Source organism: Skermania piniformis, assembly GCF_019285775.1.
GTDB lineage: Bacteria > Actinomycetota > Actinomycetes > Mycobacteriales > Mycobacteriaceae > Skermania > Skermania pinensis.
Genome location: NZ_CP079105.1, coordinates 3,615,450 through 3,632,210, shown reverse-complemented (window position 1 = coordinate 3,632,210; position 16,761 = coordinate 3,615,450). Strand labels below are relative to the sequence as shown.

Annotated in this window: 17 protein-coding genes; 12 read left to right on the top strand and 5 right to left on the bottom strand. The window is 69.2% G+C overall.

Annotated features, from left to right (window positions below):
* Positions 1-195 precede the first annotated feature (195 nt).
* Complete coding sequence (locus tag KV203_RS16915) at positions 196-663, top strand: hypothetical protein (protein WP_066474120.1); 468 nt, start codon at positions 196-198, stop codon at positions 661-663.
* 6 nt (positions 664-669) lie between these two features.
* Here KV203_RS16915 and KV203_RS16910 read toward each other — a convergent pair whose 3' ends face one another.
* Positions 670-1,317 (bottom strand): MBL fold metallo-hydrolase, encoded by a 648-nt coding sequence (locus KV203_RS16910; protein WP_066474118.1) that lies wholly within the window; start codon positions 1,315-1,317, stop codon positions 670-672.
* 83 nt (positions 1,318-1,400) lie between these two features.
* Here KV203_RS16910 and purS point away from each other — a divergent pair, with 83 nt between their 5' ends.
* From purS to KV203_RS16865, 9 genes are all read left to right on the top strand, one after another.
* Entirely contained in the window at positions 1,401-1,634 is a 234-nt protein-coding gene (gene purS / locus KV203_RS16905) for a phosphoribosylformylglycinamidine synthase subunit PurS (protein WP_066474117.1), read from the top strand.
* On the top strand, positions 1,631-2,305 hold the full coding sequence (gene purQ, locus KV203_RS16900) for a phosphoribosylformylglycinamidine synthase subunit PurQ (RefSeq protein WP_066474116.1): 675 nt from the start codon (positions 1,631-1,633) through the stop codon (positions 2,303-2,305). Before purS ends, purQ begins: the two co-directional genes overlap by 4 nt.
* Positions 2,306-2,312: 7 nt before the next feature.
* Positions 2,313-3,575, top strand: coding sequence for a M18 family aminopeptidase (locus KV203_RS16895; protein WP_246600200.1), 1,263 nt, complete (start codon positions 2,313-2,315; stop codon positions 3,573-3,575).
* Positions 3,576-3,625: 50 nt separating this feature from the next.
* The gene (locus KV203_RS16890) at positions 3,626-4,186 is read left to right on the top strand and encodes a Uma2 family endonuclease (RefSeq protein ID WP_218820999.1); all 561 of its coding nucleotides are present in this window, start codon (positions 3,626-3,628) and stop codon (positions 4,184-4,186) included.
* 91 nt (positions 4,187-4,277) lie between these two features.
* Positions 4,278-4,838 (top strand): Uma2 family endonuclease, encoded by a 561-nt coding sequence (locus tag KV203_RS16885; RefSeq protein WP_246600199.1) that lies wholly within the window; start codon positions 4,278-4,280, stop codon positions 4,836-4,838.
* A gap of 25 nt (positions 4,839-4,863) precedes the next feature.
* Positions 4,864-7,185, top strand: a complete 2,322-nt coding sequence (gene purL, locus KV203_RS16880) for a phosphoribosylformylglycinamidine synthase subunit PurL (RefSeq protein ID WP_066474089.1) — start codon at positions 4,864-4,866, stop codon at positions 7,183-7,185.
* 43 nt (positions 7,186-7,228) lie between these two features.
* A complete protein-coding gene (locus KV203_RS16875; protein WP_066474086.1) occupies positions 7,229-8,956 on the top strand; it encodes an alpha/beta hydrolase in 1,728 nt (575 codons plus the stop codon).
* Positions 8,898-9,605 (top strand): CPBP family glutamic-type intramembrane protease, encoded by a 708-nt coding sequence (locus KV203_RS16870; protein ID WP_169797548.1) that lies wholly within the window; start codon positions 8,898-8,900, stop codon positions 9,603-9,605. The genes KV203_RS16875 and KV203_RS16870 overlap by 59 nt, the downstream gene beginning before the upstream one ends.
* 10 nt (positions 9,606-9,615) lie before the next feature.
* Positions 9,616-10,047, top strand: a complete 432-nt coding sequence (locus KV203_RS16865; RefSeq protein ID WP_066474081.1) for a sterol carrier family protein — start codon at positions 9,616-9,618, stop codon at positions 10,045-10,047.
* On the opposite strand, the gene KV203_RS16860 is transcribed toward KV203_RS16865, so the two are convergent.
* The gene (locus KV203_RS16860) at positions 9,999-11,294 is read right to left on the bottom strand and encodes a YhgE/Pip domain-containing protein (protein ID WP_246600198.1); all 1,296 of its coding nucleotides are present in this window, start codon (positions 11,292-11,294) and stop codon (positions 9,999-10,001) included. The genes KV203_RS16865 and KV203_RS16860 overlap by 49 nt on opposite strands.
* Before the next feature lie 121 nt (positions 11,295-11,415).
* On the opposite strand from KV203_RS16860, the gene purF reads away from it, so the two are divergent.
* Both purF and purM read left to right on the top strand, forming a co-directional pair.
* Complete coding sequence (gene purF, locus KV203_RS16855; RefSeq protein ID WP_066474079.1) at positions 11,416-12,981, top strand: amidophosphoribosyltransferase; 1,566 nt, start codon at positions 11,416-11,418, stop codon at positions 12,979-12,981.
* 86 nt (positions 12,982-13,067) lie between these two features.
* Positions 13,068-14,144, top strand: coding sequence for a phosphoribosylformylglycinamidine cyclo-ligase (gene purM, locus KV203_RS16850; RefSeq protein WP_066474076.1), 1,077 nt, complete (start codon positions 13,068-13,070; stop codon positions 14,142-14,144).
* 178 nt (positions 14,145-14,322) lie between these two features.
* On the opposite strand, the gene KV203_RS16845 is transcribed toward purM, so the two are convergent.
* The 3 genes from KV203_RS16845 to ygfZ all read right to left on the bottom strand — a co-directional run bounded on the left by KV203_RS16845 (position 14,323) and on the right by ygfZ (position 16,749).
* Entirely contained in the window at positions 14,323-14,529 is a 207-nt protein-coding gene (locus KV203_RS16845) for a DUF3073 domain-containing protein (RefSeq protein WP_066474074.1), read from the bottom strand.
* A gap of 160 nt (positions 14,530-14,689) precedes the next feature.
* Complete coding sequence (locus tag KV203_RS16840) at positions 14,690-15,634, bottom strand: asparaginase (protein ID WP_066474073.1); 945 nt, start codon at positions 15,632-15,634, stop codon at positions 14,690-14,692.
* Entirely contained in the window at positions 15,631-16,749 is a 1,119-nt protein-coding gene (gene ygfZ / locus KV203_RS16835) for a CAF17-like 4Fe-4S cluster assembly/insertion protein YgfZ (protein WP_066474067.1), read from the bottom strand. Before ygfZ ends, KV203_RS16840 begins: the two co-directional genes overlap by 4 nt.
* Positions 16,750-16,761: the final 12 nt, after the last annotated feature.

The window sequence follows — 16,761 nt, the reverse complement described above, 5'->3', positions numbered from 1 at the left end:
CGTCGGCCGTGGTCGCGTCGAAGTCGTAAGTGCTCGCCAATGGGTCTCCTCGGTTTGAGCCGCTGCCCGTTCACGGTACATGTCGGTCAGCCCGGGTTGTGCTGTTCGAATGTCGTGCGTACGACGGATATACCGACTTCGCGGCGGTTGCCAGAATATGTGTGGACGATTTCGGGTAGCCGGATTGGAGCCGAAGTGGGTAGCGGCGCAGTCGATCTGGATCTTCCGGATCAGGGTGAACTCCTGGCCCGAGCGGCGGGAGGCATCGGCGGCGAGCGGGTGACAGCCCTGGTCTGGGACGAGGTCCAGCGCGTACGACGGCCTGGCGGCGAGTTGCTGGTCGGCGATCTCAAGGAGTACAAGAAGCCCCGGAACGGTCCTCTCTTCGTTCTGGCGGGCATGCTCGGAATGGAGGCCATGCGTGTCGGCGCTTGGGCCCAGGCTTCCAGGTCCGTGGGACGGTTCTCGCGTAAGCGGGCCTACAACGACGTCAGCGCACTCTGCCACGCGGAGGGCCTTCGGGTCGCAGTACTGCACAGCCTGCGCGAGTACCCGGACCGCGGCGAGGTGATTCCAGTACTCCGTGCGACCCTGTCGACGACCGCAGACGAGGACATGGTCCGAATCCTGTTGCCGGAGGCTCTAAGGAAGTGGAAGCGATAGCAGCGCTCAGCCGACGTCGACGGTCGTCTCTTCGCCGATCGCGCGGAACTCGGTGACATCCGGTGCCATCTCGGACAGCCGGCCGTAGAAGATCGGCAGTGCGTCGGCGGCGACGATCGCCTGATGAATCGGTACCGCAACGCGGGGTGCGACCGACCGCAGATAGTCGACGGTCTCACTGATCTTCAGCCACGGCGCTGCCGCCGGTATCGCGAGCACGTCCACCGGAACCGACGGTACCCACAACGAGTCGCCCGGATGCAGCAGTCGGCCCGGGTGTTCGGTGGTGCCGACCAGGACGGCGGTGTTGTCGATCACCGGGATGTCGGGGTGGATCACGGCGTGCCGACCGCCGCCGGCGGTGAGTTGCACCGACCCGACCGGGCGGACCGCGCCCGGGTGGAAGGCGACCCAGGGCGGGCCGAGTTGGGCGGCGGTCTGCGGGTCGGCGAGCAGCGTGGCATCCGGATTGGCCGCCACCAGGTCGGGAATCCGGGCCGGGTCGCAATGGTCGGGATGTTGGTGGGTGACGACGATCGCGTCGAGCCCGGTCAGTCCCTCGAAGCCGTGCGAGAAGATGCCGGGATCGAACAGAACCCGGGTGCCGTCCAGTTCGACCAGGAGGCAGGAATGCCGGAAGTGGGCCAGGCGCACCGGTCCAGTATGCCGACCGGAGGACGTGCTCGATAGACTTTCGGGCGTCGGCAGGGCTTCGGGGACGGCGAAGGAGTGGATGCGTGGCGCGAGTTGTCGTTGAGGTCATGCTCAAATCGGAGATCCTCGATCCGCAGGGCCAGGCGATCGCCGGCGCGCTCCCCCGGCTCGGTTTCTCCGGTATCGCAGACGTCCGGCAGGGTAAGCGATTCGAGCTCGAGGTTGCCGACGATGTCGACGACGAACAGCTGGCCCGGATCGCCGAGTCGTTGCTCTGCAACACCGTCATCGAGGACTGGAAAGTGGTGCGGGCGTGACGGTTCGGATCGGTGTGGTGACCTTCCCGGGCACCCTCGACGACGTCGACGCGGCGCGCGCGGTACGGCTCGGTGGGGCCGAGTCGGTGGGACTGTGGCATTCCGACGCCGACCTGCGGGGGGTCGACGCAGTCGTGGTTCCCGGTGGCTTCTCCTACGGCGACTACCTGCGCGCGGGGGCGATCGCGCGGTTCGCGCCGGTGATGGGTGAGGTGATCGACGCAGCGCGGCGCGGGATGCCGGTTCTGGGCATCTGCAACGGTTTCCAGGTGTTGTGCGAGGCCGGGTTGTTGCCCGGCGCGCTGACCCGCAACGCCGGACTGCATTTCATCTGCCGAGACGAGTGGTTACGGGTCGAATCCGTCGATACCGCGTGGACCTCGCGCTACGAGTCGGGGGCGGAGATCCTGATCCCGCTGAAGTCCGGCGAGGGGCGTTATCAAGCCTCGCCCGCGGTGCTGGACGAGTTGGAAGGCGACGGTCGGGTGGTCTTCCGGTATGCGGAGAACCCGAACGGGTCGCAGCGCGATATCGCCGGCATCGCGTCGGCGAACGGGCGGGTCGTCGGGCTGATGCCGCACCCGGAACACGCGACCGAGCCGCTGACCGGTCCGAGCGACGACGGTCTCGGCATGTTCTATTCGGTGCTGGACAGCCTGGCCTCCCTATGATGCGGGCGTGCCCGCTGCCCTGAAATATCTCGCCCCCGACGATCTCTGCGCGTCCATCGACGCCTCGCCGTCGCCGTTTCACGTCTGCGCGACAGTGGCCGCGGAGTTGGAGCGCAACGGGTTCACCCGGGTCGACGAGCAGGACGGCTGGACCGGCGGTGGCCGCCGGTATCTGATCCGTGGCGGCTCGCTCGTCGCCTGGATCGATCACGGCGGACCGTTCCGCGTGGTCGGCGGGCACACCGACAGCCCGAACCTGCGGCTCAAGCAGCACCCCGACCTGAGCTCGGCGGGCTGGCAGCTGGTCGGGCTGGAGCCGTACGGTGGCGCTTGGCTCAACTCCTGGCTCGATCGTGATCTCGGTCTGTCCGGTCGGATCACCGTGCGGGAGGCGAACAGTTGGTCCGAGCGGTTGATCCGGATCGACGACCCGGTGCTGCGGGTGCCGCAGCTGGCGATCCATCTTTCCGCGGAACGCAAAGGGGTGCAGCTGGATCCGCAGCGGCATGTGAACGCGGTCTGCGGGGTAGGCGACCGCGGCTCGTTCGTCGAGTTCGTCGCGGACCGGGCCGGCGTGCCGGTCGCCGACCTGCTCGGCTGGGAATTGATGACCCATGATCTGGCGCCCAGCCGGCGGGTGGGGATCGAACGCGAGCTGGTCAGTGCGCCGCGGTTGGACAACCAGGTCACCTGCTTCGCCGGGCTGAGCGCGTTGCTGGCTGCGGATTCCGCCGACATCACCCCGGTGTTGGCGCTGTTCGATCACGAGGAGGTCGGCAGCACCTCCGACCGCGGCGCCCAGTCCGAGCTGTTGGTCACCGTGCTGGAACGGATCGTGCTGGCCCGTGGCGGGGACCGGGCCGACTTCCTCCGCACCATGGCCGGCTCGATCTGTGCGTCCGGGGATATGGCGCACGCGACCCATCCCAACTATCCGGAGCGACACGAGCCGGCGCACCGGATCGAGGTCGGCGGCGGTCCGGTGCTGAAGGTGCACCCGAACTTGCGGTACGCCACCGACGCGGTCGGCACCGCCGCGTTCGCGCTGGCCTGTGCGCAGGCCGAGGTGCCGTTGCAGCGGTACATGCACCGGGCCGACCTGCCGTGCGGGTCGACGATCGGGCCGCTCACTGCGGCCCGCACCGGACTGTGCACGGTGGACGTCGGCGCGCCGCAGCTGGCGATGCATTCCGCGCGTGAGCTGATGGGCGCGGCCGACGTGAGCATGTATGCGGCGGCGCTGGGCGCCTTCCTCGCGCCGCCCGGATAAGCTTGTCGGTGCCCGATGCGATCCTCGCTCATGTCGAGGGGAGGAGAATCGTGAGCGCGCCGAAGATGACCGATCACCGCTACACCTACGAGGAGTGGGTGCAGCTTCCCGAGGACGAACGACTAGAGATCGAGGTCGTCGAGGGGGTCCTGGTCGTGTCGCCACGGGGGTCTGCTTTTCATCAGAATGCCGTTCACCGACTGGAGCAGGGACTGCGGTCGGCTTTGCCCGACCACTTGTGGCCGCTGGCGGAGGTCGACGTGGTGCTGGCGACCGAGCCGCTGACCGTCCGTATCCCGGATGTGATCGTGGCGGATACCGCCGTCGTGGGGGACAACCCGCCGCGGTTCGCCGGTTCCGAGGTGCATCTGGCCGTCGAGGTGTTGTCGGCGGGGACGCGTCGAGTGGATCGGGTGATGAAGTTCGCCGAGTATGCCGAGGCGGGGATTGCGCAGTACTGGATCGTCGATCTGGATCCGCCGATCACGCTGCGGGCGTTCGTGCTGGTGGGCGCGGGGTATGAAGCTGCGGGTGAGTTTTGCGGTGCGGTGGTGCTGCCGGTTGCCGGATGTCCGGTGCGGTTGGACGTCGGTGCGCTGACCGGGCGGTAGGGCGGCGGGCATCGATGCTCGTGCTCGCGCCGCCCGGATAAGCTTGTCGGTGCCCGATGCGATCCTCGCTCATGTCGAGGGGAGGAGAATCGTGAGCGCGCCGAAGATGACCGATCACCGCTACACCTACGAGGAGTGGGTGCGGCTTCCCGAGGACGAACGACTCGAGATCGAGGTCGTCGAGGGGGTCCTGGTCGTGTCGCCACGGGGGCATGCGTTTCATCAGCGAGCTTTACACAACATCGTGCACAGGTTGACAACTGGACTGCCGGTCGAACTGGCGCCGCTGGCCGAGGTCGACGTCGTTCTCGCTCGTTCGCCGCTGACCGTCCGGATTCCGGACGTCATCGTCGTCGATTCGGCTCTGGCCGAAACCAATCCGCCGCGGTTCGCCGGTTCCGAGGTGCATCTGGCCGTCGAGGTGTTGTCGGCGGGGACGCGTCGAGTGGATCGGGTGATGAAGCTCGCCGAGTATGCCGAGGCGGGGATTGCGCAGTACTGGATCGTCGATCTGGATCCGCCGATCACGCTGCGGGCGTTCGTGCTGGTGGGCGCGGGGTATGAAGCTGCGGGCGAGTTTTGCGGTGCGGTGGTGCTGCCGGTTGCCGGATGTTCGGTGCGGTTGGACGTCGGTGCGCTGACCGGGCGGTAGGGCGGCGGCCGATTAGACTCGACACGTGCCAGACAGTGTCGTAACCCCACCGGTCGTCGGAAACCCACCGGTCGACACCGTCGGCCACGCCGCGGCCACCCCGGACACGCCACAGCCGTTCCGCGAACTGGGCTTGAAGGACGACGAGTACGCGCGGATCCGGGAGATCCTCGGTCGCCGACCCACGGATGCGGAACTGGCGATGTACTCGGTGATGTGGAGCGAGCATTGCTCGTACAAGTCGTCGAAGGTGCACCTGCGGTATTTCGGCGAGACCACCACCGATGCGATGCGGGCGAGCATGCTCGCGGGGATCGGCGAGAACGCCGGGGTGGTCGACATCGGCGACGGGTGGGCGGTCACCTTCAAGGTGGAAAGCCACAACCACCCGTCCTACGTGGAGCCGTATCAGGGCGCGGCGACCGGGGTCGGCGGCATCGTCCGGGACATCATGGCGATGGGTGCGCGGCCGATCGCCGTGATGGATCAACTCCGATTCGGTGCGGCCGACCACCCCGATACCCGCCGTGTCGTGGACGGGGTGGTCCGCGGGGTCGGCGGCTACGGCAACTGTCTGGGCCTGCCGAACGTCGGCGGGGAGACGGTGTTCGACCCGTCGTACCAGGGCAATCCGCTGGTGAATGCGCTCTGCGCCGGGGTGTTGCGGACCGAGGACCTGCATCTCGCGTTCGCCTCCGGTGTCGGCAACAAGATCATCCTGTTCGGTGCGCGCACCGGCCTGGACGGTATCGGCGGCGTCTCGGTGCTCGCCTCGGATACCTTCGCCGGCGACGAAGCCGGGTCGGGGCGAAAAAAGCTGCCCAGCGTTCAGGTCGGCGACCCGTTCGCCGAGAAGGTGCTGATCGAGTGCTGCCTGGAGCTGTACGCGGCCGGGCTGGTGGTGGGTATCCAGGACCTGGGTGGTGCCGGATTGTCCTGCGCTACATCGGAACTCGCTGCCGCTGGCGACGGGGGCATGCGGATCGAGCTGGATCGGGTGCCGCTGCGCGCCGCGAATATGACCCCGGCCGAGATACTTTCCAGCGAGTCGCAGGAGCGGATGTGTGCGGTCGTGGCGCCGGCCGACGTCGACGCCTTCCTCGCGGTCTGCCGCAAGTGGGACGTGCTGGCGACGGTGATCGGCGAGGTCACCGCCGGTGACCGGCTGGTCGTCGACTGGCATGGTGCGACCGTGGTGGACGTCCCGCCCCGCACGGTCGCGCACGACGGTCCGGTGTATCAGCGGCCGGTACAGCGACCCGCGGACCAGGACGCATTGGTCGCCGCCGGCACCGCCGGGCTCACCCGCCCGCGCACCGGCGCCGAACTGCGGGCCACCTTGGCAGCGATGCTGGCCAGCCCCGCGCTGTGCAGCCGCCGATGGATCACCGAACAGTACGACCGGTACGTGCGGGGCAACACCGTGCTGGCCGAACAGGCCGACGCCGGTGTGGTCCGGATCGACGAGGCCACCGGTCGGGGCATCGCGCTCGCCACCGATGCCTCCGGTCGATACACCAAACTGGACCCGTATGCCGGTGCCCAACTGGCGCTGGCCGAGGCATACCGCAACGTCGCCGCTACCGGGGCGACCCCGAAGGCGGTCACCAACTGTCTCAACTTCGGCTCGCCGGAGGATCCCGGGGTGATGTGGCAGTTCCAGCAGGCTGTCCGCGGTCTCGCGGATGGCTGCGCGACGCTGGGGATTCCGGTCACCGGCGGCAACGTCAGCTTCTACAACCAGACCGGGTCCACCGCTATCCTGCCGACCCCGGTGGTCGGGGTGCTCGGCGTGCTCGACGATGTCCACCGGCGGATTCCGACCGGATTCGGATCGGAGCCGGGGGAGACGTTGATCCTGCTGGGCGACACGCACGACGAGCTGGACGGCTCGATCTGGGCGCAGGTCGTCCACGATCACCTGGGCGGCGTGCCGCCACGGGTCGATTTCGCCCGGGAACGTCTGCTCGCCGACGTGCTCGCGGCCGCGTCGCGGGACGGACTGCTCTCCGCCGCGCACGACCTGTCCGAGGGCGGGTTGATCCAGGCGGTCGTCGAGGCGGCACTGGTCGGGGAAACCGGATGTCGGGTATTGCTGCCCGAATCGGGCGACCCGTTCGTCCAATTGTTCGCCGAGTCGGCCGGGCGGATCCTGGTGGCGGTGCCGCGCAACCACGAGCTCCGGTTCACCGCGTTGTGCACCGCGCGCGGACTGCCGTGGGCACGGGTCGGCGTGGTCGATCAGGGTTCGGATTCGGTGGACGTGCCCGGGCTGTTCTCGGTACCGCTTGCCGAGCTGCGGACGCTCCACGAGGGCACACTTCCGGCGCTGTTCGGTGGCAGCTGAGCCGAACAACCGAGTGTTGTAGGTCGATGAAGGCGGGACCGCAATGGCACCTGACAGTACTTCCGAACCGAGTTCGCGGGTGCGCTCCACCCTCGGCCGAATAGAACGGATCGTCGACCTCAACTATGTCGGCCTGGCGCTCGCGGGGATCTTCTTCGCCTGGTCGGTCACGCCGTCGCTGGTCCCGCGGGACTGGTTGTTCCAGGGCCTGATCAGCGGGATCAACGCCGCGCTCGGTTACGGCCTCGGCTGCCTGCTCGAGTGGGGGTGGCGGAGCTGGGTTCGGCCGCGGCTGTCGGTCGGCTCGCCGCCCATCTGGGTGTCGCGTGGTGCGAAGGTGGCGGTGGTGGTCGTGGTCGCGGTGGTCGCCGTGCTGATGCTGGTGCAGTCGGCCCGCTGGCAACGCGAGATTGCCGGGCTGATGGGGATGACCGCGGGGGATACGCCGTCCTACCTGCGCACCGGTCTGCTCAGCACGCTGGTCGCGGTGGCGCTGGTGGCGATATTCCGATCCACCCGCGCGCTGGTTCTCCGCGTGGGCCAGATGCTTACCAGCCGAGTCCGGATTCCGCGCCCGGCGGCTGCTGTCGTGGGTGCCGCACTGTTGCTGGTGGTCGTCGTGACGCTGGTCAACGGCGTGCTGGTGCAGGCGGTGTTCGGGGTGCTGAACGAGGCGTTCAGCGTCCGCAATAACGACACGTCGCCGAACGCCAGTCAACCGCAACAGCCGGAGCGGTCCGGTAGCCCGGCGTCGCTGGCGCCGTGGGACACCCTCGGTTCCGAGGGGCGGTGGTTCGTGTCCCGTGGGATGACCGCACAACAGCTCACCGAGGCGACCGGCCGGCCGGCGCGTGAGCCGATCCGTGCCTACGCCGGGCTGGAATCGGCGGACAGCCCGGAGGCGCAGGCGGAGCTGGCGGTGGCGGAGCTGGAGCGGACCGGTGCGTTCGACCGCAAGGTGCTGCTCGTGGCGACCACCACCGGCACCGGCTGGGTGAACTCGACGACCGCCGACGCGCTGGAGCTGATGTACGACGGTGACACCGCAATCGTCGCGACGCAGTACTCCTACCTGCCGAGCGTATTGTCGTTCCTCTCCGATCGGAGCAAGTCGACCCAGGCAGCCAAGCTGCTGTTCGATGCGGTCCACGAGCGCTGGGCCGCCCGACCGGCCGGGCAGCGGCCACTGCTGATCTGCTACGGCGAGAGCCTCGGCTCGCAGGGGTCCGAAGCGGCCTTCGCGGATCTGTCGGATCTGCGGACCAAGGCGGACGGCGTGCTGTGGGTGGGCCCACCGAACTCGAATCGGCTCTGGAGCAGGTTCGTCAGCCGGCGCGATCCGGGATCGCCCGAGGTCGAACCGGTGTACGCGGACGGGCTGGTGGTCCGGTTCGCCGGCGACAGCGCCGATCTGGGCCGACCGGATTCCCAGTGGCTGCAACCGCGCGTCGCCTACCTGCAGCATCCGTCCGACCCGATCGTGTGGTGGTCGCCGGATCTGCTCTTCGACGAACCCGACTGGTTGGCCGAGCCGCGCGGTTCGGATGTGTTACCCGAGATGCGCTGGTGGCCGATCGTCACCTTCTGGCAGGTGGCCGCCGACCTCACCAACGCCCAGGCGGTTACCGGTGGGCACGGCCACCGGTACGGGACGTTAGTCCTGGACGGCCTGGTCGCGGTGGCGCCGCCGCCGGATTGGACAGGAGGACGCAGTGACCAGATCCGGGCGGTGCTGGATCGGCGCGACGCCGAGGAAGCGCAACTCAAGTAACCAGCGCGGGAGCCGGCTCCGGTCCGCGCTGCTCGCCACCGCGCTGCCGTTGCTCTGGCACAACCTGGTGCTGCCGCGGCTCGATCTGCCGCTGCGCGGGCGCACCCTGGCCGGTCTGGGGTTCGCTGCCGGGTATTCGGCGGCGTTCCGGTCGCCGGGATCGCGCCGGTGGTGGACCGATCGAAGTCCGCGCTGGGTGCTCGGCGCAACGGTGGTTCCGGTCGTCGCTGCCGGGACGGCGTGCCTGGTACCGGGATTCCGCCGTGAGCTCGCCCGCCGCGCCGGGCCGCGGCGGGCGCCGGCCGAGTTCACCGAGTGGCTGTCGGTGCATATTCCACTCGGCACGGTGTTGGTCGAGGAACAGATTTTTCGCTCGGTGATGCCGGCGCCGGTCGCCGGTGTCGTGGGTGCCCGCCGCGCGACGGCGTTGACCGCGGCCGCATTCGGGCTCTGGCACGTGCATCCGGCTCGGACGGCCGGCGACGGTGTACTCGGCACCGTCGCGCTCACCGGACTCGCCGGGCTGGGCTTCGCCGTGCTGGCCGACCGGGGCGGGGTGGCCGCCGCGGCCGCCGCGCACCTGACGATCGACGTCGCCGGTGCGGTGCTGGTACAGCGGGCCGGCGCGACTACCGATCCGACCGGTTAACCTGCTGGGCATGGCTGCGCGTCCGATCGATCCCGCTGCGCTGCGTGCGTCGCTGGCGGCGGTCGCGGCCTGGCTGGCCGATCCGGCGGTCGCCGCCCCGGCTCGGGCGGAACTGGCTGCCGCGGTCCGCCACAGCGCCCGCACCCTCGCGCAGCGAGCGCCCGGGCACTCGGTGGAGCTGCGGGTGCCGCCGTTCGTGTCGGTGCAGTGCATCGAGGGGCCCCGGCATACCCGGGGCACGCCGCCGAATGTGGTGGAAACCGATCCGCGGACCTGGCTGGAACTGGTGGTCGGGGCGACCGACTTCGAAACCGTGGTCGCCGCCGGGCGGCTGCGCGCGTCCGGCACCCGGGCCGGTGCGGTGGCGCGATTTCTCCCGCTGGCCGGACCCGATCAGGCCGACGCCGGCGAAGCCTGCCGGAGCAGCCCTTTGCGGTCGTAGAACCGGGTTACCGCGGCGCCCGCCGCCAGACCGATGCCGAGACCGAGTATCGCCATCCAGATCGCCGAGGCCAATCCGGCGCCGGTCGCGTTGAAGTACAGGATCGACCGCACGCCGAGGAACACCTGGTGCATCGGTTCGACCCGGGCGAGCAGCCCGAACAGCGGTGGCGTCGCCTCGATCGGCACCGAGCCGCCCGACGCCGGCAATCCGGCCACGATGAACACCACCAGATTGACCAGCATCCCGGCCGAGCCGAGTGCGGCCAGCACGGTGAGCGCAGTGACGCCGACCGAGATGATCGCCAGGGTGCTGTACAGGAACAGCGCCAACGGCCGGTCCACCGGCATGCCGAGCAGCCGGGCGATGCCGAGATAGATGCCGGAGACCACCGGCGCGACGCCGGCGATGATGCCCCACTTGACCAGCAACGTGCGGAACCGGGAGATACCGACCGACGGATACCGCACGTACCACGGCCCGAACTCGGTCGGTGCGAAGCCGAGGCGGGAGTCGACCAGCTGGTGCACGATCATCGACCCGGTGAAGCCGGCCAGGACCAGCATGATCGTGTAGAAGAAGGCGGACAACCCGTTGCCGGTCCCGTCCGGCAGCGGGTGGAACGACACCTGCCGCACGTCCACCGGCTGGGCCAGGGTGAGCTGGCTTGCGCCGGACAGCGTCGGTGGTTGCTCGCCCTTCGCCAGTTCGGCCCGCACCTGCTCGGTCAGCTGTTTGCCGACCATGTCGTTGACCTGTTCCAGCGCCTGTTCGGCGATCCGAAGCGTGATCGCCTGGGCGTATGCGCCCATCCGCGGGTTGAGCTGCACCGTGATCACCGGCCGCTCGACGTCGCCGGGAACCACGCTCGCCTGCCCCAAGATCATCAAACGTTTGGAGAAGTCGCTCGGGATCACGATCGCGCCGTAGACCTCGCCGTGTTGTAGCTGATCGGTTGCTTCGGCGATTCCGATCCGGCGGAGGTCGATCTTGTCGGCCGGGATCCGGTCGGCGATGCCGTCGGCGATCTCGTGGCCCACGTTGCGCGGTTGGCCGGCCACGGTTTCGCCCTCGTCCTGGTCGACCAGCGCCACCGGGAACCCGTGCAGATGTTGCTGTGGGTCGAGCACCCCGCCCAGGTACATCGCCGCGAGCAGCGCCATCAGCGCGGTCACGACCACGGCCGGCGCGAGCCACAACCGCGGGCTCCGGAGCACCGGCCGGGGATCGTCGTTGTGCTCGCTCACGATCTCGGACGCTAGCACTGCGCGCTGCCGCCGTGGGATGAACGAACGGCGCGCTCGCCCGGCTCGGCAACTGGTCGTAGAATTGTTATCGCCACTACCCCCGAACAGGGAGCAGTTCCACGTGACCAGCACCGATCTGTCGGTCGACCGTTCGGATCCGAGTCCCATCGATAACGGCCCGCGCGAAGAATGCGGTGTGTTCGGGGTGTGGGCACCGGGCGAGGATGTCGCCAAGCTCACCTACTACGGCCTCTACGCGTTGCAGCACCGCGGCCAGGAAGCGGCCGGCATCGCGGTCGCGGACGGTGCTCAGGTGCTGGTCTTCAAGGATCTTGGCCTGGTCAGCCAGGTGTTCGACGAGCAGACGCTGGCGGCCATGCCGGGGCACGTGGCCGTCGGGCACTGCCGCTATTCCACCACCGGCGCTACCACCTGGGAAAATGCGCAGCCGGTCTTCCGCACGACGGCGGTCGGCAGCGGGCTTGCGCTCGGCCACAACGGCAACCTGGTCAACACCGTCGAGCTGGCGACCCGGGCACGCACGCTGGGCCTGCTCGGTGATCCCCGCCGCGCTGCGGCGACCTCGGATTCGGATGTGATGACGGCGCTGCTATCGCACGCGGCGGCGGATCGGACCATCGAGCAGGCCGCCATGGCGCTGCTGCCGACGCTCCGCGGCGCGTTCTGCCTCACCTTCATGGACGAGAACACGCTGTACGCGGCCCGCGACCCGCACGGTATCCACCCGCTCTGTCTCGGCCGGCTGGACCGGGGTTGGGTGGTGGCCAGCGAGACCGCCGCGCTCGACATCGTGGGTGCCTCGTTCGTCCGCGAGATCGAGCCGGGCGAGCTGCTGGCGATCGACGCCGACGGGGTCCGGTCGGCACGGTTCGCCAATCCGGAGCCCAAAGGCTGTGTCTTCGAGTACGTCTACCTGGCCCGGCCGGATTCCACGATCGCCGGGCGCTCGGTACACGCGGCCCGGGTGGAGATCGGGCGTCGGCTGGCGGCCGAGCATCCGGTTGCCGCCGACCTGGTCATCCCGGTCCCGGAGTCGGGCACCCCGGCAGCGGTGGGCTACGCCCAGGGCTCGGGCGTGCCCTACGGCCAGGGCTTGATGAAGAACGCCTATATCGGGCGTACCTTCATCCAGCCGTCACAGACGATCCGGCAGCTCGGCATCCGACTCAAGCTGAATCCGCTGCGTGAGGTGATCCGCGGCAAGCGGCTGATCGTGGTCGACGATTCGATCGTGCGCGGGAACACCCAGCGCGCGCTGATCCGGATGTTGCGCGAGGCGGGTGCCATCGAGATCCACGTGCGGATCGCGTCGCCGCCGGTGCGCTGGCCGTGCTTCTACGGCATCGATTTCGCGTCGCCGGCCGAGCTGATCGCCAACGGTGCCGGGCCGGAAGCCGGGATCGGCGCCGACGGTCTGGAGGGCAGCCGCACGTTCGAAGAGATGGTCGAGGGCGTGCGCCGGTCGATCGGGGCGGATTCCCTCGGCTATATCTCGACCGGCGGGATGATCGCGGCCACCGAGCAGCCGCGCTCGCGGTTGTGCACCGCGTGTTTCAGCGGCGAGTACCCGATCGAGCTGCCGTCCGAGGCAATCGGAAAGAACCTGCTCGAGGGCATGCTGCCGGGTTCGGTGCTGACCGAGGATCCACGAGTTCGAGCCTGCTGAGCGACCTGTGCCGCGGGACGGCCTCGTCGTTCCCGATGGCGTGCGTCCGCCACCCTGCCACCCGAGATTTTGGAGCGTCGTAGTCGATGACCGATCCGATCCGCTACCGTCGTCCAGGAGTTTCCTACGCCGAGGCCGGGGTGGACATCGCTGCCGGTGATCGTGCCGTCGAACTGTTCGGTCCGCTTGCCAAGCGGGCCAGTCGGCCGGAGGTGCAGGGCGGTATCGGCGGCTTCGCCGGTTTGTTCGCGCTCAAGCGGGCGTATCGCGAGCCGCTGATCGCGGCGTCGACCGACGGTGTCGGGACCAAGATTGCGATCGCCCGGGCGATGGACCGCCACGACACCATCGGGCTGGATCTGACCGCGATGGTGGTCGACGATCTGGTGGTGTGCGGGGCCGAGCCGCTGTTCCTGCAGGACTACATCGCGGTCGGCAAGGTGATTCCCGAGCGCGTCGCCGACGTGGTGTCCGGCATCGCCGACGGCTGCGTCCGGGCGGGCTGTGCCCTGCTCGGTGGGGAGACCGCCGAACACCCCGGCCTGATGGGCGACGACGACTACGACATTTCGGCGACCGCGGTGGGTGTGGTCGAAGCCGACGCCGTACTGGGGCCCGACCGGGTCCGTCCCGGCGACGTGGTGATCGCGATGGGCTCGTCCGGCCTGCATGCCAACGGGTACAGCCTGGTCCGCAAGGTGTTGCTCGAGCTGAATCGGATGCCGTTGGGCGGGCACGTCGAGGAATTCGGCCGGACCCTCGGCGAGGAACTGCTCGAACCCACCCGGATCTACGCCAAGGATTGCCTGGCCCTCGTCGCGGAGACCGATATCCGGACATTCGCCCACGTCACCGGTGGTGGACTGGCCGCCAACCTGAGCCGGGTGATGCCGGCCGGGCTGGTTGCCGAGCTGGATCGGCGGACCTGGACCCCGGCGCCCGTCTTCGCCCTGCTCTCGCACCGCGGCCGGATCGAGCGGGCGGAGATGGAGCGGACGTTCAACATGGGCGTCGGAATGGTCGCCGTCGTCGCGCCCGAGGATGCGGATCGCGCACTTGCCGTCCTGACTGCTCGGCATGTCGAATGCTGGACGCTCGGCAGCGTGCGAAAAGCGACCGGCGACGAGCGCGCGGTGCTGGTCGGGGACCACCCGCGGTTCTGATTTCGGGTGGTTACCGGCTAACTGGGTGCGGCGAGATCACCGTCTCGCCGACGGGTCCTACCGACCACGGCAAGACCCGGAGACGACACGGCAGTGCCCAGAGATGGTAAGGCAGTGCCCAGAGACGATGCTGGGGAAGCCGATTTCGGCTTCCCCGACGGGTCCTCGGTTTCCCCGGTCAGCGGGCTGAGCGCCAGTCGTCCTCGTCATCGTCGTCCCATCGCGGCGTCTCGTAGGGATCGCCGGAACGTACGCCGCTACGGTGCGAGCTGGTCGAGTCGCCCGACAGCTCTCGCTGCAGGCTGTCGAAGTCCGTTGCCGGTGAGCTGTACTTGAGCTCCCGAGCCACCTTCGTCTGTTTTGCTTTAGCCCGGCCGCGGCCCATGGCTAACCCCCTCGCACGTTTTGCGGGGCGGCCAGGGGATTCGGCGGCCCCGTTCGACTGAGTATTTTCCTGCTGCCTACTCTAGCGTGCGAATCACTGTCGCGCTCCCACGAGCGGGGTACGACGGCGTGCCGAGTTGTCCGCGTGGCGTGTTGTCGGCTTATAGCCGGCCTGGCAATACCCGGACCATACCGACCGGTTCACCACCGCCGAGCACCGGCGAAGTCAGCAGCTCGATCGGTACGTCGGCGCCCATTCGCCGCAGGATCGCCGCAGCCAGGGGCAGCCGCGCCCGCTCCCCGCCGTCGTCGATCTTGAAGGCAAATGCGGTCCCGTCCGGCAGCGCACCGGCGTGCACTCCGTCCGCGCCGGCCTTGGTGACCAGTCCGGGCACCGCCGTCACGAGTTGCAGATCGGCGGCGCCGGTGCCGGAGATCACATACGGCGCGCCGCGAATCGCATCCGCGACACGCCGTTCGGGGGTGCCGGCGGCGGCGATGGCGAACCGACCGAAGGCCCGGGCCAGGCCGCGCAGCGAAACGGGCACGATCGGCGCGCCGCAGCCGTCCGTGCCCAGCGTGGCCGGCTCGGGTTCGTCGGTGAGTGCGCTGACGGTGGCGAGCACCGCGCACTGCGCCGGGTGCGCCGGATCGAGATAGCTGTCGATCGGCCAGCCGTTCACCCGGCAGGTTGCCAGCATCGCGGCATGCTTGCCCGAGCAGTTCATCGCGATCCGGCTCGGGCCGCCGTGCTGTACGGCCCGGGCCCGGGCTGGCTCGTCGGTGGGTAGCTCCGGTGGGCAGCGGAGGTGATCGGTGGACAGGTCGAACCGGTCCAGCAGCCGGCGCACCAGTCGGAGATGTTCGGGCTCGCCGTAGTGCGAGGCGGTGGCGATCGCGAGTTCGGTTCGGTCGACGGGCTCGAAACCCGCCCGAAGCAGCGCGGTTGCCTGCATCGGCTTGTTGGTCGAGCGGGGGAAGATCGGTTCGTCCACGACGCCGAGCGTTACCTCGGCCCGGCCGTCCGGCGACAGCACGATCAACGATCCGCGATGTACCCCTTCCCGGAAACCGGAACGACGCACCTCGACGAGTTCGGTGCTCATCGACCGGTGCCGCGCAACCGATCGACCGCAGCCCGGCCGGCTTGGGGTAGTTCTTCGGCCGATACCGAATCCGGGTCGATCGCGACCGCGGCCGGGCCGGCGGTGAGCGCCGTTGTCGGGTCGATCGAGCGCTTCACCAGGGCCAGCGCAATCGGGCCCAGTTCGTAATGATCGACCACCGTGCCGAGGCGGCCGACCGCCCGCCCCCCGGCGACGACCGGCGTGCCCGGCTCGGGCCGTTCGTCGGCCGATCCGTCGAGATGCAGGAGCACCAGCCGGCGCGGCGGTTTGCCGAGGTTATGCACGCGGGCGACCGTTTCCTGGCCGCGATAGCACCCCTTGTCCAGATGCACCGCGCCCCCCTGTGCGGCGGCGCCGATCCAGCCGACCTCGTGTGGGATCGTTCGGTCGTCGGTGTCACTGCCCAGCCGCGGCCGCAGCGCCGTCACCCGCAAGGCGGCGAATGCCCAGCTGCCGACCGGCCGCGCGCCGGCGGCGATCAGTCGCTGCCACCATTCGGCGAGCCGGGCCCGCGGAACGATCAGATCGTAGGCGTGTGCGGTGGGCCACGGCATCCGGCGGACGAATCCGTCGGCAAGCGAGACTGCTGCGTAGCTCGCCGCCGGCAGCGGGTCGAGCCCGACGGCCGCGAGCACGGTCGCCGCCCGCGGGCCGAGCAGGGTCAGTACGGCGTAGTCGGCCGCCGCGGGCTGGGCGTCGGCCCAGAAGACCATCTTGCGCAGGTAGTCCAGCAGGGCCGGCCCGGTCTCGGCCTCGGTGTCGAGCCAGCTGGTGCCGGCCAGTTCGGTGAGGACGAAATGCTGCTCGACCCGGCCGTTCGCGTCGAGCAGCAGGCTCTCCGCCGACTGCCCGTCGGCCAGATCGGCGACGTGCTGACTGATCAGGGTGTGCAGCCAGGTCAGCCGTTCGGCGCCGGTGATCGTCAGGACCGATCGATGCGATCGATCGACCAGCCCGACGTCGTGTTCGGCCGTTCGTTGCTCCCCCAGCGGATCGCCGTAGTGCCAGGCCACGGTCGAATCCGGGGTGTCGTCCGGGCCCGGAACCGCCCCGGCGGTGGCGAGCAGCGGGCTGGGCGGGGCGGAAACGCGCACCTGTCCAGCATA